26 protein-coding genes are annotated in these 26775 nt (G+C 64.5%); 11 read left to right on the forward strand and 15 right to left on the reverse strand.

Annotation, left to right across the window (positions count from 1 at the left end; all coding sequences use genetic code 11):
* Positions 1 to 25: 25 nt before the first annotated feature.
* On the reverse strand, positions 26 to 3430 hold the full coding sequence (locus F6X61_RS15405) for an Ig-like domain-containing protein (RefSeq protein ID WP_153787343.1): 3405 nt from the start codon (positions 3428 to 3430) through the stop codon (positions 26 to 28).
* 238 nt (positions 3431 to 3668) lie between these two features.
* Between F6X61_RS15405 and F6X61_RS15410 the strand changes: the two genes are divergently transcribed.
* Positions 3669 to 4415, forward strand: a complete 747-nt coding sequence (locus F6X61_RS15410; RefSeq protein ID WP_153787344.1) for a sulfite exporter TauE/SafE family protein — start codon at positions 3669 to 3671, stop codon at positions 4413 to 4415.
* Between the two features lie 97 nt (positions 4416 to 4512).
* Entirely contained in the window at positions 4513 to 5241 is a 729-nt protein-coding gene (locus F6X61_RS15415; protein ID WP_153787345.1) for a hypothetical protein, read from the forward strand.
* Positions 5242 to 5263: 22 nt separating this feature from the next.
* Here F6X61_RS15415 and F6X61_RS15420 read toward each other — a convergent pair whose 3' ends face one another.
* Together F6X61_RS15420 and F6X61_RS15425 are read right to left on the reverse strand one after the other, a co-directional pair.
* Positions 5264 to 5587, reverse strand: a complete 324-nt coding sequence (locus F6X61_RS15420) for a DUF2790 domain-containing protein (RefSeq protein ID WP_153787346.1) — start codon at positions 5585 to 5587, stop codon at positions 5264 to 5266.
* Between the two features lie 109 nt (positions 5588 to 5696).
* Entirely contained in the window at positions 5697 to 6158 is a 462-nt protein-coding gene (locus tag F6X61_RS15425; protein ID WP_178125828.1) for a PaaI family thioesterase, read from the reverse strand.
* Between the two features lie 208 nt (positions 6159 to 6366).
* On the opposite strand from F6X61_RS15425, the gene F6X61_RS15430 reads away from it, so the two are divergent.
* The 3 genes from F6X61_RS15430 to F6X61_RS15440 all read left to right on the forward strand — a co-directional run bounded on the left by F6X61_RS15430 (position 6367) and on the right by F6X61_RS15440 (position 8459).
* Positions 6367 to 6612: a type II toxin-antitoxin system prevent-host-death family antitoxin gene (locus F6X61_RS15430; protein WP_153787348.1), complete on the forward strand. Its 246-nt coding sequence runs from the start codon at positions 6367 to 6369 to the stop codon at positions 6610 to 6612.
* Positions 6602 to 6883, forward strand: a complete 282-nt coding sequence (locus F6X61_RS15435) for a type II toxin-antitoxin system RelE/ParE family toxin (RefSeq protein ID WP_153787349.1) — start codon at positions 6602 to 6604, stop codon at positions 6881 to 6883. Before F6X61_RS15430 ends, F6X61_RS15435 begins: the two co-directional genes overlap by 11 nt.
* Positions 6884 to 7121: 238 nt before the next feature.
* Positions 7122 to 8459: an OprD family porin gene (locus tag F6X61_RS15440; RefSeq protein ID WP_153787350.1), complete on the forward strand. Its 1338-nt coding sequence runs from the start codon at positions 7122 to 7124 to the stop codon at positions 8457 to 8459.
* A gap of 90 nt (positions 8460 to 8549) precedes the next feature.
* On the opposite strand, the gene F6X61_RS15445 is transcribed toward F6X61_RS15440, so the two are convergent.
* From F6X61_RS15445 to F6X61_RS15455, 3 genes are all read right to left on the reverse strand, one after another.
* Entirely contained in the window at positions 8550 to 9122 is a 573-nt protein-coding gene (locus F6X61_RS15445) for a ComF family protein (protein ID WP_153787351.1), read from the reverse strand.
* A 159-nt stretch (positions 9123 to 9281) separates the two neighbouring features.
* Positions 9282 to 10097 carry a protein phosphatase 2C domain-containing protein gene (locus F6X61_RS15450; protein ID WP_153787352.1) on the reverse strand — a complete coding sequence of 272 codons (816 nt, stop codon included), beginning with the start codon at positions 10095 to 10097 and terminating at the stop codon, positions 9282 to 9284.
* A 93-nt stretch (positions 10098 to 10190) separates the two neighbouring features.
* Complete coding sequence (locus tag F6X61_RS15455) at positions 10191 to 10787, reverse strand: hypothetical protein (protein WP_153787353.1); 597 nt, start codon at positions 10785 to 10787, stop codon at positions 10191 to 10193.
* Positions 10788 to 10919: 132 nt separating this feature from the next.
* On the opposite strand from F6X61_RS15455, the gene F6X61_RS15460 reads away from it, so the two are divergent.
* The 3 genes from F6X61_RS15460 (at position 10920) to F6X61_RS15470 (ending at position 12752) form a co-directional block, all read left to right on the forward strand.
* A complete protein-coding gene (locus F6X61_RS15460; protein ID WP_153787354.1) occupies positions 10920 to 11276 on the forward strand; it encodes a glyoxalase/bleomycin resistance/extradiol dioxygenase family protein in 357 nt (118 codons plus the stop codon).
* 88 nt (positions 11277 to 11364) lie between these two features.
* Positions 11365 to 12198 carry an AraC family transcriptional regulator gene (locus F6X61_RS15465; protein ID WP_153787355.1) on the forward strand — a complete coding sequence of 278 codons (834 nt, stop codon included), beginning with the start codon at positions 11365 to 11367 and terminating at the stop codon, positions 12196 to 12198.
* A gap of 74 nt (positions 12199 to 12272) precedes the next feature.
* Positions 12273 to 12752, forward strand: a complete 480-nt coding sequence (locus F6X61_RS15470) for a VOC family protein (RefSeq protein ID WP_153787356.1) — start codon at positions 12273 to 12275, stop codon at positions 12750 to 12752.
* A 57-nt stretch (positions 12753 to 12809) separates the two neighbouring features.
* On the opposite strand, the gene yddG is transcribed toward F6X61_RS15470, so the two are convergent.
* The 5 genes from yddG to F6X61_RS15495 form a co-directional block, all read right to left on the reverse strand.
* Positions 12810 to 13709: an aromatic amino acid DMT transporter YddG gene (gene yddG / locus F6X61_RS15475; protein WP_153787357.1), complete on the reverse strand. Its 900-nt coding sequence runs from the start codon at positions 13707 to 13709 to the stop codon at positions 12810 to 12812.
* Positions 13710 to 13815: 106 nt separating this feature from the next.
* The gene (locus F6X61_RS15480) at positions 13816 to 15987 is read right to left on the reverse strand and encodes a TonB-dependent siderophore receptor (protein WP_153787358.1); all 2172 of its coding nucleotides are present in this window, start codon (positions 15985 to 15987) and stop codon (positions 13816 to 13818) included.
* A gap of 157 nt (positions 15988 to 16144) precedes the next feature.
* Entirely contained in the window at positions 16145 to 17017 is an 873-nt protein-coding gene (locus F6X61_RS15485) for a TIGR03915 family putative DNA repair protein (RefSeq protein ID WP_153787359.1), read from the reverse strand.
* The gene (locus F6X61_RS15490; protein ID WP_153787360.1) at positions 17008 to 18228 is read right to left on the reverse strand and encodes a putative DNA modification/repair radical SAM protein; all 1221 of its coding nucleotides are present in this window, start codon (positions 18226 to 18228) and stop codon (positions 17008 to 17010) included. Before F6X61_RS15490 ends, F6X61_RS15485 begins: the two co-directional genes overlap by 10 nt.
* An 85-nt stretch (positions 18229 to 18313) precedes the next feature.
* The gene (locus F6X61_RS15495) at positions 18314 to 19177 is read right to left on the reverse strand and encodes a toll/interleukin-1 receptor domain-containing protein (RefSeq protein WP_153787361.1); all 864 of its coding nucleotides are present in this window, start codon (positions 19175 to 19177) and stop codon (positions 18314 to 18316) included.
* Positions 19178 to 19412: 235 nt separating this feature from the next.
* Between F6X61_RS15495 and mqo the strand changes: the two genes are divergently transcribed.
* On the forward strand, positions 19413 to 20996 hold the full coding sequence (mqo, locus tag F6X61_RS15500; protein ID WP_153787362.1) for a malate dehydrogenase (quinone): 1584 nt from the start codon (positions 19413 to 19415) through the stop codon (positions 20994 to 20996).
* 183 nt (positions 20997 to 21179) lie between these two features.
* Here the strand turns inward: mqo and F6X61_RS15505 are convergent, their stop codons facing one another.
* The gene (locus F6X61_RS15505; protein ID WP_153787363.1) at positions 21180 to 21668 is read right to left on the reverse strand and encodes a signal peptidase II; all 489 of its coding nucleotides are present in this window, start codon (positions 21666 to 21668) and stop codon (positions 21180 to 21182) included.
* A 192-nt stretch (positions 21669 to 21860) separates the two neighbouring features.
* Here F6X61_RS15505 and F6X61_RS15510 point away from each other — a divergent pair, with 192 nt between their 5' ends.
* Positions 21861 to 22907 (forward strand): class I SAM-dependent methyltransferase, encoded by a 1047-nt coding sequence (locus F6X61_RS15510; protein WP_153787364.1) that lies wholly within the window; start codon positions 21861 to 21863, stop codon positions 22905 to 22907.
* 105 nt (positions 22908 to 23012) lie between these two features.
* On the opposite strand, the gene F6X61_RS15515 is transcribed toward F6X61_RS15510, so the two are convergent.
* Entirely contained in the window at positions 23013 to 24257 is a 1245-nt protein-coding gene (locus tag F6X61_RS15515) for a saccharopine dehydrogenase family protein (protein ID WP_153787365.1), read from the reverse strand.
* A 30-nt stretch (positions 24258 to 24287) separates the two neighbouring features.
* Positions 24288 to 25385, reverse strand: coding sequence for a carboxynorspermidine decarboxylase (locus F6X61_RS15520; protein WP_102683737.1), 1098 nt, complete (start codon positions 25383 to 25385; stop codon positions 24288 to 24290).
* A 234-nt stretch (positions 25386 to 25619) separates the two neighbouring features.
* On the opposite strand from F6X61_RS15520, the gene F6X61_RS15525 reads away from it, so the two are divergent.
* The gene (locus tag F6X61_RS15525; RefSeq protein ID WP_153787366.1) at positions 25620 to 26117 is read left to right on the forward strand and encodes a metallophosphoesterase family protein; all 498 of its coding nucleotides are present in this window, start codon (positions 25620 to 25622) and stop codon (positions 26115 to 26117) included.
* Here the strand turns inward: F6X61_RS15525 and F6X61_RS15530 are convergent.
* Positions 26096 to 26761: a M24 family metallopeptidase gene (locus tag F6X61_RS15530; RefSeq protein WP_153787367.1), complete on the reverse strand. Its 666-nt coding sequence runs from the start codon at positions 26759 to 26761 to the stop codon at positions 26096 to 26098. The genes F6X61_RS15525 and F6X61_RS15530 overlap by 22 nt on opposite strands.
* Positions 26762 to 26775: the final 14 nt, after the last annotated feature.

The raw sequence follows: 26775 nt of genomic DNA on the forward strand, positions 1-26775 counted from the left end.
CAAGCCCGCTCCCACGGTTTTTACTTCACTTGATGCTCAACGGTGCAGTCACGGTCTGCCCCAGCGCCGACTTCACGGTCACCGACGGTGGCGAGGCCGGGCCACTGCCGGTGGTGGTCACCGACAGCTTCCAGCGTGCCCCGGTACCACTCACAGTCAGTGTCGCCAGGCCCAGATCGAGCGGGCCGCTGGTGGTGTTGGTGCTGACGCGGATGCTGTTGCCACTGGCCACGCTGGTGGTGCCGGCGATTTCCCAGGTCCAGCGGCTGTTGCTGCGCAGTTGCACGCTGGCGCTGCTGACCACCACCGTGTCGGCCTGCACGGCGGGCGATACGGCGATGCTCACCGTGGCCGGGGCCAGCGACTCCAGGCCTTTGGCATCACGCGCCAGGTAGGTGAAGCTGGCGGTGAACGGGGTGGCGACAGTGTCCGGCGGGGTATAGGTCACCTGGGTGCCGTTGCTGCTCACCGCGCCCATGCCCGAGTCGGGCTGGGCCAGGCCACTGACCGTCAGCGGCAGGTTGCCGTCGGGGTCGGTGTCGTTGGCCAGCACGTTGAGCACGATCGGCTTGCCGGCACTGGTGGCGGCGCTGTCGTTCATCGCCACGGGCGGCTTGTTGCCGGGGTCTTCATTGCCACCACCGTCGCCGTCGGCTTTGCGGAAGGTCGGCAGGGCGGCGGAGTTGACGTATTGCACGCCATCCCAGCCGGGCAGCGGCGTGGGCATCAGCTGGAACTGGCCAGGGTGCTCGATGTCCCAGCGCAGCAGCATCGAGGTGTCTTCATGCTGGGTGTTGTGGCAGTGCTCCATGTAGGTGCCGGCGAACTCGCGGAAGCGAATGGCCATTTCCACTTCCTCGGACGAGTCTTTGTCCGGGCCGATGCGGTACACGTCCTTGCGCGCCCACTTCTCCCATTCCGGCGGCGCCTTGCCGTCGCGGCTGAGGATCACGCCTTCCTCGAAGTGCACGTGCACCGGGTGGCTCCAGCCGTTGCCGCCGTTCTTGATCTTCCATACCTCGAGTGTGCCATCGCCGCTGAAGCCCGCGTCGGTGGCCTCGTTGGCCAATTGCGGAGCGGCGCTGATACGCCGTGGGTCCATGCTGTAGCCGAAGCCGCCGTCGGTCTTGATGGTCCAGGGCGTGCTGTCGGTGCCATCCGAGCGGCCGAAGATGAACTCGCGGTGGCGCGCGGCCTTGATCTTGGCTTGGTCGCCTGCGTCGCCGGGGTTGATGCTCAGCGGGATCATCACCAGCCCTGCGGCCTTGCCAGGCTTGGCCGGTTCATACAGGGCCGGGTCCATGCTCACGTCCTGGCCGCTGTAGGGCTGTACCAGCAGTTGCAGGAACTTGCCCACCGCCGGGTCGCCGCCGTCCCATTCGGGGCCGTTGCTGGTCTGCTTGATCACGGGCTTGTACTTGCCCGACAGCACGTCGGCCAGAGGGATGGGCTGTTTCGGCCCTTTGCCGGTTTCATGCTCCATCAGGTTGACGAAGTACAGCTTGTCACCGGCCTTGATGCCGTTCTTGGCGAAGTTGACGATGATGTCGTAGCGCTCGGCGATGCCCTGCAGCGGCAGGATGGCGTTGTTGTCCTGGCGGTCGCCATCGCCGTTGAGGTCCATGCTGCCGTCGAACGGCACGGCGTGTTCCATGATGTTGCCGTCGTTGGCGATCATGTGGAACGGCACGCGGTTGTACGACACATTGGAGCCGCTCGGGCCCTTGAACTCGCCGGTGTTGCCGGCCACTTCACGCACGATGGCAAACTTGAAGTAGCGCGACACCGAGCCGTTGAGCAGGCGGAAGCGGTAGCTGCGCGCGCGCACTTTCAGCTTTGGCTGGTACTGCCAGTTGACGAGGATCTGGTCACCGAGGAAGCCATCGGTGTTGAACGGGTTGAACCACAGCTGGCCATTGGCATCCCAGGCCTTGTCGGCGATCACCAGGTTGACATCGTAGTCGCGGTTGCCCCAGGGCATCGCGCTGCCGCTGGGGAAGCGCAGGTTGACGCCGTCCTGCAGGGCTTCGTTGCCGCGGTCGATGGCCGAGTAGTAGTTCATCATCACCGCGTTGCCCTTGTAGACGTTCTGCGCGGTGAAATCGAGCATGTGGTCGTGGAACCAGTGGGTGCTCATGGTTTCGCGCCAGTCGCCGCGGATCTTGATGCTGCCGTTCTCGCAGGTCTTCAGGCCCGGTGAGCTGTCATTGACGAACAGGGTTTCGCCGGGCGAGCAGGGGAAGGCGGCGCGTGGGTCCTGGGCGCGGGTGTTGATGGTGTCGTAGCCGGCCAGCTGGATCGGCCAGCGGTAGTCGTAGTACTGGCCGGGGAAGAAGTAGGCGTTGGCGAAGCCGTCGCTTTCAGCCGGCGAGTGGCCGTTGTGTTCGTGGGTGGAGATGGTGTGCAGGCCGAAGCCGTAGTTGGCCGACGGGTCGATCGGCAGCGCGTTGTAGTGGCGCATCAGCACCGGCTGGCCGTAGCGCACCATCAGCAGCTTGACCGGGAAGGTGCCGTCGAAAGTCCACAGCGCCTTGTGGTTCTGCAGCGGCATCTTCGGGTGGAAGCGTGTGTCGATGCCTTTGGTGGTACCCAGGGTGGTGGGAATATCCGAGGTCTGGTAGTACAGGCCGCCGGGGCCGAATTCGCCCTTGCTGTAGCCGTGCAGCTGCTTGCGGTCGCGCAGGCCCTGGTTGATGCGCGCACCGGCCTGCGCGGTCTTGAACGCGGCCTGCGGGTAGAACTCGTTCCAGCGTTGGTGCGACCAGCCCTTTCCTGGCGGGCGGCCTTCGGCGGGCGAGCCTACCGAGTTGCGGTTGAGGAACATCTCGATCTGCGCCTTCCACGGGTTGCGGTCGAGCACGTTGGCATACTGCGACGGGAACGGCGTCAGCCCGGGCTGGGTGAGGAAGGCTTCCAGGGCGTTGCCGTTGGGGCTGCTGCGGGCCACGATGTTCGGGTCCTGGGCGGGGGCCGGGCCGAGGATGGGTGGCGGGAACGTCAGTTGGTAGGGCGGGGTGGCCGGGTCGAGTTTTTCCGGGCCGAATTCTTCGAACAGCAGCAGTTGCTGGGTAAACGGCTCGGCGCCGAACAGCGGGCTGGGCTTGCCGTTGGTAGGGTACTTGCGTGATGTCTGCTGCGCCGGCTGTAGCACGTTGTCGGTGGTTACCGTGGCGCGGTCGCCGTAAACCCCATTGGTCAGCTCCAGCGAGCCTTGGTTGGCTTCGGGCATGCTTTTCAGCGCTTCAAGGGCCGCCGCTGCCGCCACTGGGTCGGCGGGTGGGTCGCTGTAGGCGGAAGGGTCGGTAGGCGGTGGCTGGCTCACGTCGTCCAGCGACCCGGCAACCGCGCCCACCAGCCCGAAGCTGAGCAGCAACGCCGTGATCGAGGACAACCTGAACATCTGTAGGGATGTTGCTGCTGGTTTCTTCATTGCGGTATGCCCCGTGTTGTGCAACGGGCATCTGTTGCCCACCCTCGGGGGTGGCGCCGTGCCCTGTAGGTGGGATGAGCAACGGCTGTGCCAACGGCAATGTGGCCATGGGCCAGGTATTTCAAGATGTTACAAAAGATGCGAACGCGATACGCTCAGGCTTTGCCGCAAAGCTGGGGATAGTCACCCACTGATGGGTGGGGAATGCTGCCCCACTGGCCACCTTTACGGAGTGTTCATGGACCCGCTGTTACTGATCGCCCTCGGCGCTGTCGTCGCCGGTTTCGTCCAAGGCCTGTCGGGCTTTGCCTTCGGCATGGTGGCCATGTCGTTCTGGGCCTGGGGCCTGGAACCCCAGGCGGCGGCGGTGCTGACCGTGTTCGGCAGCCTCAGCGGCCAGCTGATCGCCGTGTTCAGTGTGCGCCGGGGGTTCAGCTGGGGCCTGCTGTGGCCCTTCGTGCTCGGCGGCCTGGCTGGCATTCCGCTGGGAGTTTGGGTGCTGCCGTACCTGGACATGTTGTGGTTCAAGGCGGTATTCGGCAGCCTGCTGGTGCTGTGGTGCCCGCTGATGCTGCTGGCGCCGCGCCTGCCCAGGTTGCGCGGCGGGCGCCTGGCCGATGGCGCGGTGGGCATGGTCGGGGGTGTACTGGGCGGTATCGGCGGCTTCACCGGCACCGTGCCGACACTGTGGTGCACCTTGCGCGGCTTCGAGCGCGACACCCAGCGCGCGGTGATCCAGAACTTCAACCTGTCGATGCTGGCGGTGACCCTGCTCACCTACATCGGCAGCGGGCTAGTGACGGCGGCGCTGCTACCGTCATTTGCCGTGGTGGCGCTGGCGATGGCGCTGCCAACCCTGTTCGGCACGCGCTTGTACCTGGGCATCAGCGAGCTGGCCTTTCGCCGGATCGTGCTGGGGCTGCTGACCCTGTCCGGGGTGGCGATGCTGGTGGTGGCGGTGCCGGGGTTGCTGAGCAGAGGATGAGCCAGCCAGGACAAAGATGCCTTGCCCCGGCCCCCGCTTCTTGGCACCCTTGCCCGCCATTGCCTGTCGCCAACCCTGAAGTACAAGGAACCCCAAGGTGAGCTGGGAAAAAGTCGGTAAAGCCCTCGCGGGCCTGCTGGTCGTCGCGGTCGCCGCCACCGCGCTCTACGCCCTGCTGCGCGACGACGACCGCCTCGAAGCGCGCCTGACCTACGCCCACCTTACCTACCCGGGCCAGTTCAGCGAACGTATCAGCACGGCCAACGCGTTGCTCAAGTACGAGCGTCTGCATGGGCTCGTCCGCCAGATCGGCAACGGCACGCTCGCTGACCCGCAGGTCGACAAGCTGGTGGAGCTGGCCCAGGCTCCGTACCTGCAGTTGTTCGCCAAACCCTTCGAGGCGGGGCTGGTGGACCACCGCACCGGGCTGCTGATCGAACTGCTCAACCACCGGCAGCGCCCTCTGCAGGCCGTGCACATCCGCCTGCCGGCGAAGGGCCTGGTGCAGATTCGCGACGCCGCTGGCAACGATACCCTGCTGGAGGCGCCCACCAACCTTATCGAAATCCCCAGTATCGAAGCGGCGGGCGAGAGCCGGATATGGGTGTATTTCGACACTGACTACTCGCAGGTCCGCCAGGGCGGCATCAGCATCCGGCATGCCGACGGCAGCGCCGATATCCAGGTGTACCGTGAAGTGCTCGGCTTTGCGGCGCTGGTGGCACGCTACAGCGTTGAGCTGATGGTGCTGCTGGGGGCGTTGCTGTCGTGTGTGCTGTGGCTGGGCTATCGCAGCCTGGCACAACGTGGGCGTGTCGGCGTCTGAGGCCAGGCGTGGCGCCAGCAGGTCATTTGTTGTTGATGCACTGCGACTGCATCACGTAGCGGAGGGTGCGCAGGGTGCCCTGGCTGTCCTCGTATGTCATCAGGCGGGGCACGACGTTGCAGTCGCGTGGGTCGGCCGACTGGCGCACCAGGCGGGCAACGTCCAGGCGCATGCCGTAGCGGTAGTCGACGATCTCCGGCATGGGCTTGGCGCGCTCAGCCGCGTAGGCGGCCACGGCTTGCTGGTGGTCCTCCAGCAGTTGTTCGTTGGGCCGGGTGGTAAAGCCTGTGGCCTGGGCCGAGAGGGATAGCGCCAGCAACGCGGCGCTCAGGGTCAGTCGTAGCATGGTGGGCCTCCGAAAGGGGTACGGTTTCGAAGCCCAGGCTAGCCAGCGCCAGCCAACAGGGGCATGACGCCAGGGTTACAGATGCGCAAGGTATGGCACTGCAAGGGCGTCAGCCCGGCTCGACGGTGCCCTGCAAGACCCCACCCGGCGGCAGGGGGATGACCTTGTAGCAGGCCTTGGCGGTCGCCAGCAGCGTACCGTCTTCGGCGTGCAGTTCACCGCTGGTGTAGTGCAGTTTGCCGGTGCGGCGGGTGACTCTGGCCACACCGGCCAGGTGGCCCGGCAGGGCCGGGGCCAGCAAGCGGGTTTCCAGCCTGGCACTCAGCGCCACCTCTTCAGGGCCGAGGGCGGCCAGCACCGCAGCGCCCATGCAGTCATCCAGCATGGCCCCGAGCATGCCGCCGTGGATGCACTGCAGCGGCGTGGTCAACGCAGTCGAGGCATGGAAGCGCACCCGCACCTGGCGCTTGTCCGGCTCATAGAAGATGAACTCCCAGCCCAGCAGCGAAGACGCATGCGGGCAGGGGTGGTCGCCATTGGCAACCTTCCAGAACAACGTGGCGCTTTGCATGGCGGGCACTCCCTTCGGGCCGGCAGTTGGCATGTTTCGGGAGGGGCTGACGTGTGTCTACTGGTAGAAATGCCAGGTGACGGGGGAGAGAGGCTGCGTCATTGTGGCGGGCCCAAAGCGTCGTTAGCTGATTATGGAAAGCGACCTTTACGGCTTGAATGAGCCCTAAATAAAGACCAAAATCTAGCCCTTCATTGAGGGCTTTATCATGCAGAACATCTTTGCCGACATCACCGTCAGCGTCTCGGAATTGAAGAAGAATCCCACGGCAGTCATGGCAGGTGCACAGGGGCAGCCTGTGGCAGTGCTCAATCATAATCGCGTCATGGGCTACATGGTGCCCGCTGAACTCTATGAGGCGATGATGGAGCAACTGGAAGACATCGAACTGGCGGAGCTGGTCAAGGCACGTGCGCACGAGAAGGGCGTGCCGGTAAAGCTGGATGACCTATAAGCTCGAGTTTCTGCCCTCTGCGTTGAAGGAGTGGGAGAAACTCGGCCATACCGTGCGTGAGCAAGCCAAGAAGAAGCTGCGTGAGCGGCTGGTACTGCCCAGGGTGCCAGCGGACGCGATGCGCGACTTGCCCAACCACTACAAGATCAAACTCAAGTCCTCAGGTTATCGGCTGGTCTATCGGGTAGAGGATCAGCGAGTCGTTGTGCTGGTGGTGGCGGTAGGCAAGCGTGAGCGTGCGGCGGCCTATCGCTCTGCTCTGAAGCGTTGAAGCAAGCCCTCCTGTCTCGCAAGCCTCACCCACCTCAAGTACCTGCCCACCCAGCATCCCATTGCCAGGCGCCAGCGCGCATGACGCAATTGTAATCCGCCCATCACCTTGCCGTTATCCGCCAGCAGCGAGCATCAGCCTCGGCCGAAGGGGCTGGGTGCACGCGCATCTGGCCAGACCAGGGACGCTCCAGCGCCGAGGCCGTACAACTACAACAGCCGCAGCGAAGGAGCATCGCATGAGAAACGGTCCGACACTTTCCCTGGCCGCCCTGGTGGCAATGGCCGGCCCCGCCGCCTGGGCCGGCGACGCGCAGCAGGAGGGGTTTATCGAAGGCAGCCGCCTGAATGTGCTCAACCGCAACTTCTACTTCAACCGTGACCACCGCGACGGCCCGGCGCCGACCTACAACAGCGGCAAGGCCAGCGCCAACGGCTACTCCGAGGCCTGGGCCCACGCCATCATCACCCGCTTCGAGTCCGGCTTCACCGAAGGCACCGTGGGCGTGGGGCTGGATGCCTTCGCCATGCTCGGGCTGAAGCTCGACACCGGCGGTGGGCGCAATGGCGGGCGCAGCTCGTTCGACGTGCTACCGGTGGACCGCGACGGCCAGGCCCGGGACGAATACAGCAAGGTCGGCGGCGCCGCCAAGTTGCGCCTGTACGACACCGTGCTGCGGGTGGGCGATGTGTTCCCGGCCAACCCGATGGTGGCCGCCGGCGACTCGCGCCTGCTGCCGGAGAGCTTCCGTGGCGTGACCGTGGAGAACACCAGCCTCAAGGGCCTGACCCTGCAGGGCGGGCGCTTGCACGCCATGAGCCAGCCGGTGTCCAGCGACCTGCGCGACAACTTCGTGACCTTCTACGGCGGCCCGGTGGATTCGCCTTGGATTGCCTACGGCGGTGGCGACTACGCGATCAACGACTACGTCAGCGTCAGCCTGTTCGGCAGCCGCCTGAAGGATGTGTGGAACCAGTACTACGCCGGCACCAGCGTGACCTGGCCGCTCAGCGACGAGCTGGCGCTGATCGGCGGGTTCAATTTCTACAACGCCAAGGATGAAGGCCGTCAGCGCCTCGGCCAGTTCGACAACGACATCTGGAGCGCCAAGCTCGGCGTGCGCTACGGCGCCCACACCCTGGCGCTCAGCCACCAGCGCAACAACGGCGACGATGACTTCGACTACCTGCGCCAGTCCGATTCGATCTTCCTCGACAACTCCATCCAGTACAGCGACTTCAACTCGCCCAAGGAGCGCTCCTGGATGCTGCGCTACGACCTGAACATGGCCGCTTACGGCGTGCCGGGGCTGACGTTCATGACCCGTTACGGGCGCGGCAGCGACGCCGACTACAGCAACGCCAACGCCTTCTACATGCGTCGCGACGGCAACGGCGACCCGCTCACCGACCAGAAGCGCTGGGAGCGCGATATCGAGGTCAAGTACGTGGTGCAGACCGGCGCGGCCAAGGATCTGTCGCTGCGGGTGCGCCAGGCCACCACCCGGGCCACGGCGTTCGAGTCTGACCTGGATGAGGTGCGGCTGATCGTCGAGTATCCGTTGTCGATTCTGTGACTACCCGTATTCACCTTCAGAAGCCCACGCGCTCCTTTGGTTACAGGTGAATGTTTTGGCGCCTCCGTCAGGCGCCTTTTTTTTGCCTGCTCAGTGCCTGCGTGTCAGGGCAACCAGCGAGATGCTGCGAATGCTGGCGCATTCGCGCAGGGCAGTGCAGGCAGCCTCCAACGAGGCGCCGGTGTCGACCAGGTCGTCCAGCAGCAACACATCGGCGCTATGGCGCAAGGTGTCGTTGACGATGAAACAGCCGGCCAGCGCCTCGGCCCGTTGTTCATAGTTGGCGAGGTCGGACATCAATGCGGTGGGCCAGGTTTTCAGCAAAAGCTGGTCGCTGTAGGTGCTGCCCAGCAACACCGCCACCTGCCTGGCCACTTCGTGGACCGGCTGGCAGGGGCGTTGCCTGCTGGCAGGCATGGGGATGACCAGATCGAAGCGTTGCCCGGCCAATGCGGCCGCTACCGAACGAGCCAGGAAGGCAACCTGCTGGAAGTCATCGCGGTACTTGAGCTGGAACAGCGCCTCGCCGATGTCGGTGCGCAGGATTTCAAACTGCATGTGACCCTGTGCGTTCAGGCCGATGGGGGTACTGAGCACGGTATGCCTGTCAAGGCTGATGCCTTGGTCCCAAGGGCCATGGGAGGGAAGGGGTTGGATCAGCATTGCACGCTTCCTTGTACATGAGTCGATAGGGCGGGTGTTTGTCCGCTGCACTTGTAGTTCGCGGAAACATCTTGCGTCCGACTTTGCGCGTAATCGACTTCATGCTTTCTGTTTTGCGTGTAGTCCTTTTCTGATGGCTGCCGTTCTCTGCGGCTGGCCTCAGCCCACCCTCAACCAGATCGCCGACGCATCGTCACTCATTTTGAAGCGCGGGTAGCGCACACAGGCGGCGTCTTCATGCTCGATGCTGCGCAGGGTGCGGGCCAGGTCGGCCAACCCGTGGGTCAGCAGGTGGGTGATGAATGCGGCCGGGTCGCAGGCCTGGTAGGTGTCGAACAACGCGGCAAAGCCGTCGCTCATCAGCAGCACATCGTCGCCCCTGGCCACCGGAGTGCGGCTGTAGCAGGTGCCGGCGCGGGCCTGTTCGGGTTCGACACCCAGCACGGCCCGAGGCCGCTCGCGGGCGGCGCGGCGATCGGCCAGCACCGCGGGAGTGCGCACACCGAAGGCGCCGGTGCCGGGGCCCAGGGCGGCGGCTTCGGCACGTTCGGCCTCGCGGTCCGGGGCCGGGGTAAGGAAGGCAACGCCCCGGGCGCTGCGGTGCAGCACAACGCAGTCGGCCAGGTGCGCGCAGACCAGCTCGTCGCCCTCCAGGGCCACGGCGGCGAAGGCTGCGCGGGGCAGCTCCCACGGGGCCAGCGGCTCGCGCTGGCGGGTTTGCTCGTAGTCCTTGGCCAGGGTGTCGAATACCTGCTCGCAGATACCTTGCAATGGCCCGCAAGCGCCAGCGAAGGCACGCTGCGCCGCGCCCGCCAGCCAGGCCGCACCGCCGCGCTCGCCGAGCAGGCCGGCCGGGCCGAGGTCGGTGGCACCGTCGATGACCCAGGCATGGCGCTCGGCGCAGCCGAGGCGGTCATCGTTGGGCACATCCGGCTTGCCGGCCAGGCTCAGGGTCTGGATCAGGTCGAAATGCATGGCGGTCTCCGTGTCAGGCCAAGGCTGGGTTGCTCTGTGCAGCACCGACCTTGAACGCTGCGGCGCCCGGCGTCAAACCTGGCGCCGGCCAGGTCATTTGGATAGCGGCTTGTCCCAGCAGTCTTTGTACAGCGCGCAGACCTTGTATTGGCGGTCCATCAGCGCCATGCGTTGCATGTGATTTTGCAGGGTGGTGATGGTGGCCTTCTTGTCATCCGTTATATAGGTCAGCAGGCGCTCGATCATGCGTTGGGTCCAGGCCCGGCTGCTGGCCTTGTCCAGGCTGTCGGGCGCAGTGGCGAGGCGTTGCAGGGTCTGGTCGTCAGCGCGGTTGAGCTGGTCGGTGTAGACAGCGGTGTAGGCGGCGCGCCCGGTAACCTTCTGCTGCTGCATGTCGGTGCGCAGGGTGTCGAGGTTCTGTTTGTACAGTGCCCAATACTCATCCGGCACAGGCAGATTGCGCTCTTTGCGCAGCGTGGCCACAGTCTCGTCGGTGCTCGGATAGACAGCTGGTTTGTCCTTGGGATTGACGAGCGGGTCCCGCGCCAGGGTCTGTTCGATCCATTGGCTGCGTTGCGGTGTACCTGGCAGCACGGGGCCAAGCGGTGGAGCGGGGGGCTGCGTGGCACAGGCACCGAGCAGCAGTGTGGTGGCCAGAGTCAAGATGGCCGGGATGGAGCGCGACAACATGAATCCTCCTTGATAGGGGCGGGTGATAGGCGAGGCATTGTGCCACTATCGCTGCCCGCTGCCAGCCCTTGTCGCCTTGGGTTGTTAACGGTGATGATCCTCAGCCCAAGGATTTTCATCGACGAGGCCAGCATGCCCATTGCCCTGCTTCTGCGTTGCACCGATCTGGAAGGCACACGCGACTACTACCGCGACGTACTCGGCTTTAGTGTCAGCGACAGCGCACAGTCGACCCTCACCGCACGCCTGCAGGACTGCACGCTGGTGTTCACCCAAGACGACTTGTGGCAGCAGCCGATGGCCTGCTCCGGCACCTTTTACCTGATCATCGACGATGTCGATGGCTACTTCGCCCAAGTCAGGAAGCGAGCCGACATCGCCTGGCCGTTGCAGGACATGGCGCATGGCTCGCGAGAGTTCGGGGTGCGTGACTGCAACGGTTACCACCTGGCCTTCAGTCAACATCGAGCCGAAGGACAGGCTCGCTGAAACAGGCTGCGATGGCTGCGCGCAAGAACGATCAAGTGGTCCGCCAACACCCTTGGTAGTGTGGCTGCGCTGACTGAGGAGCAAGGGAATGCGAAGCATCGAACACATCCTGTGGTACATCGAGACGGCCCTGGACACCGACCTGGACCTGGGCCGTGTCGCTCGGCACTTCGGGCTTTCGCCGTTCGCCCTGGCACGCCAGTTCGCCGCTGCCACCGGCTGGCCGGTGATGCGCTATGTGCGGGCCCGGCGCCTGAGCCGTGCCGCGCAGGCCTTGCGCGGTGGCTGCCCGGACATCCTTGAAGTAGCGCTGGCCGCTGGCTACAGCTCCCACGAAGCGTTCACCCGGGCCTTCTGCGAGCTGTTCGGCATGCCGCCGAGCCAGTTGCGCGGCCAGGCCCACGACCCCTCTGCCTTGCTGGAGCCCCTGCGCATGAAAACACTCGACTTCATCCCGCTTGCCGAACCGCGTTTCGAACACCGCGATGCCTTCATCATCGCTGGCCTCGGCGGGCGCTTCACCTTCGAGCGCAACGAAGGTATCCCTGGCCTGTGGCAGGCCTTCGACCCTTACGTGGGGCGGGTGCCGGGCCAGGTCGGTGATGCCACCTACGGGGTGTGCTGCAACCCCGGCGACGACGGCAGTTTCGAGTACATCGCTGGGGTAGAGGTGGCCAGCAGCCGCGACCTGCCGCCGAACTTCAGCCACTTCCGGCTGGCGCCACGGGATTATGCGGTGTTCCGCCACCAGGGCCATGTGTCGATGATCCACCAGACGGTCTACACCGTGTTCAACCAGTGGTTGCCGGCGTCCGGCTACCAGGCCGCCGATGCGCCGGAGTTCGAGCTGTACAGCGCCGATTTCGACCCGCTGCACGGTGGCGGTTACGTCGACCTGTGGATCCCCCTGGCCGGCCGCTGATCGCGTACCGCCAGTGCTGGCGGGCAGGGGGGCTAGACTCCTGGGACCTTCGCAAGGCCACAGGAGACCTGCACATGACCCCGAAGAACAGCATCTGTCTGTGGTACGACACCGATGCCGAAGAGGCCGCGAATTTCTACGCCCGGACCTTCCCCGACAGCCGGGTGACCGCCGTGCACAAGGCCCCCGGCGACTACCCGTCGGGCAAGCAGGGCGATGTGATCACCGTCGAGTTCACGGTAATGGGCATCCCCTGCATCGGCCTCAACGGCGGCAAGGCGTTCAGCCACAGCGAGGCGTTCTCGTTCCAGGTGGCGACCGACAGCCAGGAAGAGACCGACCGCTATTGGAACGCCATCGTCGGCAACGGCGGTCAGGAGAGCGTGTGTGGCTGGTGCAAGGACAAGTGGGGGCTGTCGTGGCAGATCAGCCCGCGCGTGCTGACCCAGGCCGTCGCCGGCAGCGACCGGGCGGCAGCCAAACGGGCCTGGGAGGCGATGATGGACATGGGCAAGATCGACATCGCAGCCATCGAGAAAGCCATCAAGGGGTGAGCCGGTTCGGCCAAAGAATCACCTAGCCACTGTAGGAGGGCAGGTGACCGAGCCGGATCAGGTACCAGCGCGAGGTTGGCGGGTCGCCTGCCAGCACAGCAAGGAACCCAGGGTGACCAGCAGCGCTCCCTGCCAGAACTGCAGGGCCAGGTGCGCCCCGAGCCACAGCGCGGCGAACGCCGACGACAGCACCGGGGCGAAGTACGAGGCGGTGGCCAGCAGGGTCAGGTTTCCGCGCAGGATCCCTAAGTTCCACAGCGCGTAGCCACCGGCGATGGACAGGCCCGCCCCGAGCAGTTCCAGGCTGGCGCCAGTACTGAAGGCCGGCAGTGTTTCTGCGCTGATGGCGTACTTGAGCCACAGCACCGCTGCGGTGAGCAGGAAGAACAGCACCACATGGTTCTGCCCGTCGGCGTAGCGGCGAGTGATGTTGCAGTACAGCGCGAAGGTGATCGCGCAGCTGGCCGCCAGGCCATAGCCCAACGGGTTGGAGCGGATGTTGGCGAGCACGCTGGCCAGCGACAGGCCATCGCTGCCGACCACCCAGAGAATGCCGAGCAGTGCCAGCGCGGTGCCTGGCACGATGTACCAGCGCGCCGCCTGGCGGTTCATCACGATCGCCAGCAGCACGGTCAGGCTCGGCCACAGGTAGTTGACCACCATCAGCTGGATCGCCTGGGTGCTGTCCAGGGCGTAGCCCAGCGCCAGTGACAGGCAGATCTCGTAGGCGACGAACAGTGCCGAACCGCCCAGCAGATACCAGGGCGAAGCTTTGCGCAAACGTGGCTTGCCCAGCAAGACCAGCAACAACAGCGCGCCCAGGGTGTAGATCAGCGCCGCTCCGCCAATGGCGCCGAAATGCTGGCTGACGCTGCGGATCAGGCCCGAGGCGGTGCTCCATAGCAGGATGGCGGCGAGGCCGCAGAGGGTGGCGTTGCGTCCGGTAATCCTGGCCATGGGCGGGCTCGCTGGAAAAGGCGCGGAGTCTAACCGGGTAGACAGTTTGTATACAAGTCTGGCCGCAGGGCAGGAGGGGAGCGGCGCATCCATGCGCCTGTGAACGTCAGAAGCTGTACTTGGCGGTCAGCATGAAGTTGCGTGGGTCGCCAAAGGTGTCGCCACCGTAGTCCACCGAATCGGAAATCGACGAGTAGTAGTGCTTGTCGAACACGTTGTTGGCGTTGAGCTGCAGGTCCAGATGCGGGCTGACCTGGTAGCCGGCCATCAGGTCGGTGACCGCATAGGCGCCCTGGATCAAGCGGTAGCTGCTGCCATCGGTGAGGGCGATGTCGTTGTACATGCGGCTCTGCCAGGTGACGCCGCCTCCCACGCGCAGTTTTTCCAGCGGGCCCTGGAAGCGGTACGTGGTGTAGAGCTTGAACTGATGCTCGGGGGTGTCGGAGTTGAGCGGTTTGTTGATGTTCTGCGGGTTGTTCTGGTCTTTGATGGTGTGGACGCGGGCATAGGTGTAGCCGCCACCGATTTGCCACTGGTCGGTCAGCGCGCCCTGCAGTTCGAAGTCGATGCCCTGGCTGCGCACCTCGCCGGAGGCCTGGTAGCAGCTCAGTTGCGGGCAGTCCGGCAGTTTCACCTCGACCTGGCGGTTTTCCTGGTCGATGCGGAACACGGCCAGGCTGGCGTTCAGTGCGCCGTCGAAGTACTCGCCCTTGATGCCGACCTCGTAGTTCTTGCCGACGATCGGCGTTACCGGCTTGCCGGAACCGTCGCGTCCGTCCTGCGGGGTAAAGATGTCGGTGTAGCTGACGTAGACCGAGTGATGGTCATCCAGGTCGTAGATCAGGCCGCCGTAGCGGGTGACCTTGCGGGTGACCTTGTAGTCGCCGGCATCGTTGTCGCGCTGGTCGTAGTCGTACCAGTCCAGGCGCCCGCCGAGGATCAGCTTGAGCGGGTCGGCCAGGCTCAGGCGGGTGGTGCTGTAGACGCCTTCCTGGTTGATCAGGTAGCGGTTGTTGCTGGTATGCACGAAGCCGGGCTTGCCGCCATTGAGGGGGTAGTCGGTGTTGTACGGGCTGTAGTTGTCCTCGTTCATGTCGTAGAGGCGCTTGCTGGCGCCGACCACCAGTTCGTGGGTGCGGCCCAGGGCCTGGAACGGGCCACTGGCGAAGGCATCCAGGCCCAGCTGGTTCTCGTCGTGTTTGGACTGGTAGACCGTGCGGCTCAGGGTCTTGGCGGCGTTCCAGCGCGACTGGTACGAGCCGCGGAACAGCGCGTCCTGCTCGCTGTAGTTGGCGTTGACCTGCAGCTTCCAGTCGTTGGCCAGGCGGTGGCGCACTTCGGCGAACAGGGTGTTGATCTCCTGGTCCTTTTTCTCCCAGTCGGTGCCCGGGTTGTACGAGCGCGACAGGTCCAGGTGATGGCCGCCGAGGTCAGAGGGGATGGCGCCCCAGAAGAAGTTGGTCTTGTCCTTCTGGTTGGAGAAACCGAGGGTGAGGGTGGTGTCCTCGCTCAGGTCGGCTTCGGTGATGGCGTAGAACAGGCCGTGATCTTCTTCCTGGCCATCGCGAAAACCGTTGGCGTCGCGGTACGAGGTGACCACCCGGCCGCGCAGTGTGCCGCTGTCGTTGAGCGGGCTGGAGGCGTCGATTTCGCCGCGGTAGTTGTCCCAGCTGCCGGCGGCGCCGGTCAGGGTGACTTTCTGCTCGGCCAATGGGCGCTTGCGCACCAGGTTGATGGCTGCCGAGGGAGTGCCGGCGCCGGTGACCAGGCCGGTGGAGCCGCGCACCACTTCCACCCGGTCGAACATCGCAAGGTTGGGCTGGGCGCCGACCACCCAGCCGGTGTACGCGCTGGGGATGCCGTCGTACATGATGTTGTCGACGTCAAAGCCGCGGGCAGTGTAGCTCTGGCGGCCCGGGCCGCTGGACTGGTTGAGGAACAGGCCCGGCGTGTACTTGGCCACATCGTTGATGCTGGTCATGGCCTGGTCGTCCATGCGCTGGCGCGTGATAACGGTCACCGACTGGGGTGTTTCGCGCATGGTCAGTGGCAGCTTGGTCGCGGTGGACATTGCCCCGGTGGTGTACGACTGCGAACCTTCGGTGGTGCTGCCCAGGCGGCTATCGTCGATGGCCGTGGCACCCAGCTCGACCACGGCCGGCGCATCGGCTTGCGGCGTTTCGGCGGCGACGGCGAGAGGCAGGGAAGCCATGCAGACAGCCATGGCCAGCAGGTTGCGCGTGGGCGTGAAGCGGCGGGGCAAGCGAAGCGAAGACATGCCGGGCTTTATCCTTATTGCTAGTGCTTATGAGAACGATTAGCAATAAGTCTGTCAGGATTTCTCGCTCGGTCATAGCCCGAACGGATATAAATTTGACGTAATTTTCACAATTAGCATTCGGACGAATGATTTGCGCAGGGTTGACGCACGCTGCTCAAGGCTTGGAGGAAGGTGACCTGACAGGCCGCGCGGGGCTGGCGGTGATCTGTTTGCCAGGCTGTTGCGCCACTTCCCGTGCCTGGCCGTCCCGCTGCTTGCCATGGCGCGCCTGGCCCACCAGTTGCGGAATCAGTGGCCCTTCCGGCAGATGGCGCCAGAACCGCCCGGGCAGGTGCTGGCGCAAGGCGTCCGGGTTGAGCCGGGCCGGGTTGAAGGTGTGGCGGTAATAGGTCAGCCACAGCTCGGCGTCGGGGTCTTCGGCAGTGCGCGCCCATTGCTGCCAGGCTTCGGGGCAGCGCCGCTGGTATTCAAGCGACGCACCGTCGTAACGTACGCCGTCGCGGGGCGTGGCGATCAGCCAGCGCTGGCGCCCCAGGCGCTCGGCAAAGTGGCCGCTGGCACTGTCGAGGATGTCGTGGGCCGGTTCGTGGTAGGCCACCAGGTCCAGCTGCAGGTGTTCGGCCAGCGCCGCAGGCAATGGCACGAAGCGCACGAAGGCATGCAGGTGGTGGGCTTCGCGGCCGACCTGTTTGATGCGCCGTTGCAGCTCGCTGCCCAGGCGGTCGCCGGCGAGCATGGCGGTGCGGTCGCCGTGGGCGACGCGCCAGAGCACTTCGTACAGCAGGTTCCAGCGCTGTTCACCGCGGTAGCGCCCGGCCTGTTCCAGTTGCGCCAGCAAGGCCGCCGGCACCCGGGCATGGAAGGGGCCTGGGCCTTCGGGCAGCGCCTGGGGGACGGCCAGCAGGTCGTCCATCGGGCCCTGGCCCCAGGTGACTTCGGCCGGGTCGATACCGTGGCCGAGCAGGCGCCTGGCCTGGTCGCGCCAGGTGGCGAAGCAGTCGTCGCAATCGAGCGCGATCACCCCCACAACCCCATCTGCACGGGGGCCTGGGGTTCGCGCAGGCGCTCGCGCAACAGCCCGCTGCGCAGTTCGGCCTGGGCCGGTCGGTAGTCGCTGGTGACGATGAACGGGCGGGCTTTTTCCAGCATGCAGCGCAACTGGATCAGGTCGTCGTAGCGGATTCGCCGTTCGCGACGCAGGGCCACCATGCGTTGCACGCTGCGCAGGCCGATCCCGGGGATGCGCGCCAGCAGCGCAGGTTCCGCGCGGTTGACGTCGAGCGGGAACACCTCGCGGTTGGCCAGCGCCCAGGCCAGTTTCGGGTCGATGTCCAGCGCCAGGTTGCCACTTGCGCCAAGCAGCTCGCCGGCCTTGTAGCCATAGCCGCGCAACAGGAAATCGGCCTGGTACAGGCGGTGCTCGCGCAGCAGCGGCGGGGCGGCCAGGGGCACGCTGGCGGGGCTGTCGGGGATCGGGCTGAAGGCCGAGTAGTACACGCGCTTGAGGCCGTAGCCCTGGTACAGCGACTCGGCGTTGCGCAGCAGGGTGCTGTCGTCGGTGGCATCGGCGCCGACGATCACCTGGGTGCTTTGCCCGGCGGGGGTGAAGCGCGGCGCTCGGGGCTCGTTGGCCACCGCTTGCTGGCCCTGGTGGATCACGCCCATGGCCTGGCGGATGGTGCTGGCCTGCTTCTCCGGGGCCAGGCGCTGCAGGCTGGCATCGGTGGGCAGCTCGATATTGACGCTGAGCCGGTCGGCCAGGCGCCCGGCTTCTTCGATCAGCAGCGGGTCGGCATCCGGGATGGTCTTGAGGTGGATGTAGCCACGGAAGTTGTGCTCCTCGCGCAGCAGGCGCGCAACCCGGATCAACTGCTCCATGGTGTAGTCGGCCGAGCGGATGATCCCGGAGCTCAGGAACAACCCGCTGATGCAGTTGCGCCGATAGAAATCCAGGGTCAGGCGCACCACTTCTTCAGGGCTGAAGCGTGCCCGCGGCACGTTGCTGGAGCGGCGGTTGACGCAGTATTGGCAGTCGTACAGGCAGAAGTTGGTCAGCAGCACCTTGAGCAGTGACACGCAGCGCCCGTCGGGGGTGTAGCTGTGGCAGATGCCTGTTCCGTCGGTGGCGCCCAGCCCGTCACGGCCACGCGAACCGCGCTTGGGCGCGCCGCTGCTGGCGCAGGAAGCGTCATATTTGGCGGCGTCGGCGAGGATGCCGAGTTTGGCGATCAGTTGCATGCACATATCTCATGAATGCTGTTTATGCATACAGTATTGATGAGATATCGAGAAGACAAGTGTCGTGTATACGCCGCAGGGTTTTTCAGTGCAGTTCGCGCTGTACAACGCGCAGGAATGCCGTCGCCATTTCATCGATGCTCAGCGTCGACGATGAGAAGGCAACCTTGTCTGCCAGGCTGTGGCTGTAACGGGAAACTTCCAGGTGCTGCACCTCGTGCCAGATGGGCAAGACCACTTTCTCGCCGGACATGGAACGGTTGACCAGCGCGTCTAGCTCGTACTGGGTCCATTGTTTGGCAAAGAACGAAGGAGACAGCACCACGATGCCAAACCGCGAATGACCCAGGCCATGGTCGATGGACCGGCGCAGGCTGTCGCCAATCTCCAGCGTGAACTCGTCGTACCATACCCGCAGGCCCAGAGCCTGCAAGGCGTTGACCAGGGGACGGACGAAGGCTTCCTTGTCTTCGCTGGCGTGGGAGATGAAAAGATCGTAGGTGTCGGTTCGTGGCATTTGCTCGATTACCTGTGTCTGGTAGGAGACAGCGTGGTTGTACACCGCCTGGAGCTTGGCCCATTCGACTTCGGCCAGGCGTTCGTCGGTGCTGTAGAAGACTTCGTGCATGGAAATCTCCAGGTCGCTGAGGAAGAACACGAAGCGGTTCTCGCGTTTGACGGCGTTCTGCTCGACCCATTTCCATTCAAAGTGCGAAATGATGCTGACCGGGCGTTGCAGGCACTGGGCTGCGCCGAGCTTGCCGATGCGGATCGTGGCCTCAGGCAGGTTGAAGGCCAGATACGTTCTGCCTTTACCGTTGAAAATGTACTCGAACCCTTGCTGGCGCAGGACGAGCAACCCTTGCTTGCGTCGCCGATGATCGATCACCGCGGCCACCATCAGGAACGTCAACAGCACCACGAATAGCGGGATCCCTAAAATGTCCATCAATGCATGTCCTTGTCCATTGCCTGTGCCGTGGTCCGTAAAGCCATCCAGCATCGTGCAAGCATCGCGTACTTTGCAACCGAACTTGCCTCAATGTCGCGGCTTTCCCTACCCGAGCAGCCCGGTCAGCTAAGCTTGCAGCCGAATGCTCTGGTCATGGGCCATGTCGGGCGCATGGGCAGGCGGGCACGGGCAGGAATCGGAGCGGGACGCGCTGCGACTCGCGGGAGCGACCATGAAAATCACCAAGAGAAGCAGATGGGGGCTGGCCGTCCTCATCGTTGTACTGGGCCTGGCTAGCGCCCAGGCGGCGGACACGAAGAAGGTCGATGTGATGTTGGTGGGCGGCGGCATCATGAGTTCCACCCTCGCCGTGTGGCTCAATGAGCTGGAGCCGGGCTGGTCGATGGAAATGGTCGAGCGCCTGGACAAGGTTGCCGAAGAAAGCTCCAACGGCTGGAACAACGCCGGCACCGGGCACTCAGCCCTGGCCGAGCTCAACTACACGCCGGAGAAGGACGGCAAGATCGACATCAGCAAGGCGGTGGAGATCAACGAATCGTTCCAGATCACCCGGCAGTTCCTCGCCTGGCAGGTGAAGCAGGGGGTGCTGAAGAACCCTCGCTCGTTCATCAACACCACCCCGCACATGAGCTTCGTCTGGGGCGATGACAACATCCGGTTCCTGCGCAAACGCTACGAGGCGCTGCAGGCCAGCCCGCTGTTCAAGCCCATGCAGTATTCCGAAGACCACGCGCAGATCGCCAAGTGGGTGCCGCTGATGATGGAAGGGCGCGACCCCAACCAGAAGCTCGCGGTGACCTGGACGCCGATCGGCACCGACGTCAACTTTGGCGAGATCACCCGCCAGTACGTGGGCTACCTGCAGACCCGGCCAAACTTCGACCTCAAGCTGTCCACCGAGGTCGAGAACATCACCCGCAACGCCGATGGCAGCTGGCACGTCGAGTACAAGAGCCTCAAGAATGGCAGCACCGCCGCCACTGACGCCAAGTTCCTGTTCATCGGTGCCGGCGGCGCCGCGCTGCCGTTGCTGCAGAAATCCGGCATCGACGAGGCCAAGGACTATGCCGGCTTCCCGGTGGGCGGCTCGTTCCTGGTCACCGACAACCCGGCCATCGCCCAACGTCACATGGCCAAGGCCTACGGCATCGCCGCCACCGGTGCGCCACCGATGTCGGTGCCGCACCTGGATACCCGGGTGCTCGATGGCAAGCGGATGATCCTGTTCGGGCCGTTCGCCACCTTCTCCACCAAGTTCCTCAAGCAGGGTTCGCTGCTGGACCTGCTGGGCAGCACCACGGTTCACAACACCTGGCCCATGGTGCGGGTTGGGCTGCGCGAGTTCGACCTGGTGCAGTACCTGATCGGTCAGGTGCTGCAGTCCGACGACGACCGTTTTGCTGCGCTGCAGACCTATTTCCCCGAGGCAAAGCCGGCGGACTGGCGCCTGTGGCAGGCCGGGCAGCGGGTGCAGATCATCAAGAAGGACGAGAACCAGGGCGGAGTGCTCAAGCTGGGTACCGAGATCGTCACCGCCAAGGACGGCAGCATCGCCGGGCTGCTGGGCGCCTCGCCGGGGGCCTCGACCGCGCCACCGATCATGCTCGACCTGCTGGGCAAGGTGTTCAAGGACAAGCTGGCCACGCCTGAATGGCAGGCCAAGGTGCGGCAGATCATTCCGTCCTATGGCATCCGCCTGAACGAGCACCCGGACAAGGTGCAGGAGGAGTGGGACTACACAAGTGCAGTGCTGCAGCTGGCGCCGGCCAGTGAGGTTGCAGCGCCCACACAATGAACCTGTACGTCCGCTGTAGGAGCGGCCTTGTGTCGCGAAAGGGCTGCGCAGCAGCCCCGGCGTTCCCGCATCCCGCTGAAATCCTGGGGCCGCGCTGCGGCCCTTTCGCGACACAAGGCCGCTCCTACAGGGATTGAGTGAGCCAACTGCAAGCCGGGAAGGCCTCAAGGCTCAAACCGTCGCTCAGCGCTTGGCTGGCCTGGTCAGGGCATCGACCAGCAGCACCGCCGCGCCGGCCATGATGGCGATATCCGCCAGGTTGAACACGCCGGTGTGCAGCGACCCGATGTTGAGCACCAGGTAGTCGACTACATGCCCCTCGCGAAACACCCGGTCGATCAGGTTGGACAGCCCGCCCACAGCGATGAACCAGGCGGCGAAGGCCTTGATCGGCGTCGCCTGCCAGTGCCTGAACGCCCAGACGCTGGCCCAGCAGCACACCACCCCCACGGCGACCACGAAGATCAGTTGCTTGAGCAGCACCGGCATGCCGGCACCCAGGCTGAGGAAGGCGCCGGGGTTGAGGCTCAGGGCCAGGTCGAGCCAGATGCTCTGGTTGCCCAGCACATAACTGTGGTTGTCGAGGGCTACCAGGGCGATCAGCTTCACCCACTGGTCGATGATGATGAAGGCAACGCCCAGGACAAGGACGAGGGTACGGCTGGAGAACATGGTGGCAATTCCTTTGCTGCGCGGGTGCGGCCGTCCGGTAGTGGCGGGTGTGCCGGCAGCGCGGCGAAGATAACGCAGGCGGGTCTAGACTTAAAGCCCGGGCCCGGTTCTGCTGCGGGCCTATCATCGATCCGACCACCGCCCCGGACCGGACGTCGCCGACGGTGGCCTTCCTGCAGAGGAGGTCAGGTCATGGACGAGGCAAGGCTTCACGAATTCATGGGCAAGCTGGTGGGCGACATGGGCGCCGCGGCGACCCTGGCCAACGTGGTGCTGGGCGACGAGCTCGGCCTGTACCGGGCGATGGCCGACAGCCAGCCGGTCAGCCCCGAGGTGCTGGCTGAGCGCACCGGCTGCCAGCCACGGCTGGTGCGCGAATGGCTCAATGGCCAGGCCGCGGCGGGTTACGTGGTGCACGATCACGGTAATTTCACCCTTCCCGAAGAGCAGGCCATGACCCTGGCGCTGGAAGACTCGCCGGCCTACATGGCCGGCGGCGCGGCGGTGCTGGCGGCGCTGTTCCACGACAAGGACAAGTTGGTGAAGGCCATGCGCGGCGATGGCGCGCTGGCCTGGGGTGACCACCACCCGTGCATGTTCAGTGGCACCGAACGCTTCTTCCGCCCGGGCTATCGCACCTTCCTGGTGGCCGATTGGCTGCCGGCGCTGGAGGGCGTGGTCGGCAAGCTTCAGGCCGGCGCGCAGGTGGCGGATGTGGGGTGCGGTCATGGTGCCTCCACCATCGTCATGGCCCAGGCGTTTCCACAGTCGCATTTTGTCGGCTATGACTACCACGCGCCGTCGGTGGCCACCGCGACCGAACGGGCACGGGAAGCCGGTGTGGGCGGGCAGGTGAGCTTCCAGCAGGCGTCGGCCAAGGACTACCCCGGCCACGATCTGGACCTGGTGTGCTTCTTCGATTGCCTGCATGACATGGGCGACCCGGTTGGCGCTGCGCGGCATGCGTACAAGGCACTGAAGGCCGATGGCACGGTGATGCTGGTCGAGCCGTTCGCCGAGGACAGCCTGGACGCCAACATCAACCCGGTGGGGCGGTTGTTCTATGCCGCGTCGACGTTCATCTGCACGCCCAATTCACTGTCGCAGGAAGTCGGGCTGGGGCTGGGGGCGCAGGCGGGGGAGGCACGCTTGCGGGCGGTGTTCGAGGAGGCGGGGTTCAGCAGGTTCCGGCGGGCGACGCAGACGCCGTTCAACCTGATTCTGGAGGCACGCAAGTAACACGTGAATCTGCAGCGGCCAAATCGCGGGGCAAGCCCGCTCCCACGAGGCTGTGACTGTATAGAAACAGAAGGGGCGCCATCTGGCGCCCCTTCCTGTTGCTGCTTAGGCTTGCGCGTCCCACGGACGGTCGCCGTTTTCATCCTTGACGCGGGTCGGCAGGCCCATCACGTCCAGCGCCTTGAGGAACGGCTCGGCCGGCAGTTCCTCGACGTTGACCATGCGGCCGGCGTCCCACTCACCGCGGGCGACCAGCAGGGCGGCAGCCACCGGCGGCACGCCGGCGGTGTACGAGATGCCCTGGCTGTCGGTCTCGGCGTAGGCTTCTTCGTGATCCGCCACGTTGTAGATGAACACTTCGCGCGGCTGGCCGTCCTTGGTGCCCTTGACCAGGTCACCGATGCAGGTCTTGCCGGTGTAGCCCGGGGCCAGCGAGGCCGGGTCGGGCAGTACGGCCTTGACCACCTTGAGCGGTACCACTTCCAGGCCTTCGGCGGTTTTCACCGGTTGCTCGCTGAGCAGGCCGAGGTTCTTCAGCACGGTGAACACATTGATGTAGTGCTCGCCGAAGCTCATCCAGAAGCGCACGTTCGGCACGTTCAGGTTCTTCGAGATCGAGTGCACTTCGTCGTGGCCGGTGAGGTACAGGTTCTGCGAACCCACTACCGGCAAGTCGTCGGTGCGCTTGACTTCGAACATGGTGTTGCTGGTCCACTGGCTGTTCTGCCAGCTCCACACTTGCCCGGTGAACTCGCGGAAGTTGATTTCCGGGTCGAAGTTGGTGGCGAAGTACTTGCCGTGGGAACCGGCATTCACGTCCAGGATGTCGATCGAGTCGATCTGGTCGAAGTACTGTTGCTGCGCGAGTTTCGCGTAGCTGTTCACCACACCCGGGTCGAAGCCGACGCCGAGAATGGCGGTAATGTTCTTTTGTTGGCACTCTTCGAGGTGTTTCCACTCGTAGTTGCCGTACCACGGCGGGGTCTCGCAGATCTTGCCCGGCTCTTCGTGGATCGCGGTGTCCAGGTAGGCGACACCGGTATCGATGCAGGCACGCAGCACCGACATGTTGAGGAAAGCGGAACCGACGTTGATCACGATCTGCGATTCGGTCTCGCGGATCAGTGCCTTGGTCGCCTCGACATCGAGGGCATTGAGCGAGAAGGCCTGGATGTCGGCGGGTACCTTGAGGCTACCCTTGGCCTTGACGCTGTCGATGATGGCCTGGCATTTGGAGATGTTCCGTGACGCAATCGCAATACGACCCAGTTCGTCGTTATGCTGTGCGCACTTGTGGGCCACCACCTTGGCGACACCTCCTGCACCAATGATAAGAACGTTCTTCTTCAATTCAGCTGCTCTCCTTCATGAAAGCCTGTCTTACGACAGGCTCGAAACGTAGTCTTCGAAACCGAACTCGCGCACCACCTCGACGCTGCCGTCGAGTTGCTTGACCGCGATGGACGGCATCTTCAAACCGTTGAACCAGTTTTTCTTGACCATGGTGTAGCCCGCCGTGTCGACGAACGACAGGCGATCGCCAATGGCCAGTGGCTTGTCGAATTGGTACTCGCCGAAGATGTCGCCGGCCAGGCACGACTTGCCGCAGACCATGTAGGTGTGCGCGCCATCGTTGGGGGCCATCTTGGCGTTGAGGCGGTAGATCAGCAGGTCGAGCAGGTGCGCTTCGATCGAGCTGTCGACTACGGCCAGGTGCTTGCCGTTGTATAGGGTGTCGAGCACGGTCACTTCCAGCGAGGCGCTGTTGGTGATGGCCGCTTCGCCCGGCTCCAGGTACACCTGCACGCCGTAGGTTTGCGAGAACTGCTTCAGGCGCGCGCAGAAGGCGTCCACCGCGTAATCTTCGCCGGTGAAGTGGATGCCGCCACCGAGGCTGACCCATTCGACCTTGTGCAGCAGGTGGCCAAAGCGCTCTTCGATGTGCGTGAGCATCTTGTCGAACAGGCCGAAGTCACCGTTCTCGCAGTTGTTGTGGAACATGAAGCCGGAGATCTTCTCGATCACCTTCTCGATCTTCTCCGGGTCCCACTCACCGAGGCGGCTGAATGGGCGCGCCGGGTCGGCCAGCAGGTAGTCGGAGCTGCTCACCTGCGGGTTGACGCGCAGGCCGCGCACCTTGCCTTCGGATTGCTCGGCGAAGCGCTCGAGCTGGCCGATGGAGTTGAAGATGATCTTGTCGCAGTTCTCGAGCATCTCTTCGACTTCATCGTCGGCCCAGGCCACGCTGTAGGCGTGGGTTTCGCCGGCGAACTTCTGGCGGCCGAGCTTGAGCTCGAACAGCGAGGACGAGGTGGTACCGTCCATGTACTGCTGCATCAGGTCGAACACCGACCAGGTGGCGAAGCACTTGAGGGCAAGCAGGGCCTTGGCACCGGAGTGTTCGCGCACGTAGGCGATCTTCTCCATGTTGCTCAGCAGCTTGGTTTTATCGATGAGGTAGTACGGCGTCTTGATCATTTAAAGGCCCCCGGCCAGGCCGGCCAAAAAAAGGACACGCATTGTGCCTTCACTTGCCACAGTTCGAAAGGGCGCAAGGTGCTTTTCGTCCGAGTCGCCGCTCATTGCATATACAAAGCGCCATCATGCAGTTGCCCGGGGCCCGCTATCAGGGGGCGCCTGGCGCGCAATGGCCTTATTGAAACAGACGAATATGACCATCCTGATCAAAGGCCGGCAGCGAGGGCGCGGGCAATGAAAGTAGGCGTTATTTCCGATACCCATGGCTTGCTGCGCCCCGAAGCGCTGGCGGCACTCGAGGGCTGCGCGCTGATCGTGCACGCGGGCGACATCGGCAAGCCGCAGGTGCTTGAGGCGCTTGCAGCGCTTGCACCGCTGCGGGTGGTGCGTGGCAACAACGACGTCGCGCTGCCCTGGGCCCAGGGGCTGCCGGATGTGGAGCGATTCGAGGTGCAAGGCTGGCAGGTGCTGTTGGTGCACGACCTGGCTGATGTGCCGGCGTACCTGGATCAGGGCGTGCAGTGGGTGATCACCGGGCATTCGCACAAACCGCTGATCGAGCGCCGTGACGGGCGCTTGTACCTCAACCCAGGCAGTGCCGGGCCCCGGCGCTTCAGCTTGCCGGTAACCCTTGCGCTGATCGAGGTCGGTACGGATGGGTTGATGCCTGAGATAATCCCTCTGCTCACGCCGGCTCCGGTCAAGGCAGGTCAGGCCAGCAGGTCCTCGTGAAACGCGCCGTAGGGCAGCTCGGGGTGGGCGATCTGGATTTCCAGGATCCACAAGCCTTCGCCTGGCTGCCCGTCGAAAGCGCCCAGGTCACCGGCCCGGTAGATGGCATGGGGGAAGTCGCTGACGCGGTGGCCCTTGATTTCCAGGTTCAGCTGCCAGCCCATTTCCTGCGCGCGCTCGGCGGCAAAATCGTACAGCTCGATGCCCGTCACCCCCTGGTTGCGCCAGTGCGCCTGAACCTCGTCGAACAGGGTCTTCACCGCTGCGGCGCAGGCGATCATCTGTGGGTCGTTGCCGGTGACGAAGGTGGTGCCGGCATCACCCTCATGGCCTTCCCAGACCACGCCCATGTCGATGAAATAGATGTCGTCCGTGCCCAGCACCGGGTCACCGTCGGAGCGTTGCTTGAAGGTCTTCAGGGTGTTGGCGCCGAAGCGGATATGGGTGGGGTGCCAGATCCGCTGCATGCCCAGCGCTTCCAGCACTTGCTGGCCCAGCGCGCGGGCCTCGGATTCACGCATGCCGGGGCGGATGTCCTGGGCGATGCGCTCGACGGCCTGCCAGGTCATGCGCTGGGCATGTTTCATCAGGTCCAGCTGATAGGGGGCACCCACAGCTTCCTTTGCAGTGTTGGTGGCAGTCATGCCGGTACTCCTCA

Source organism: Pseudomonas sp. EMN2 (assembly GCF_009650555.1).
Taxonomy (GTDB): domain Bacteria; phylum Pseudomonadota; class Gammaproteobacteria; order Pseudomonadales; family Pseudomonadaceae; genus Aquipseudomonas; species Aquipseudomonas sichuanensis.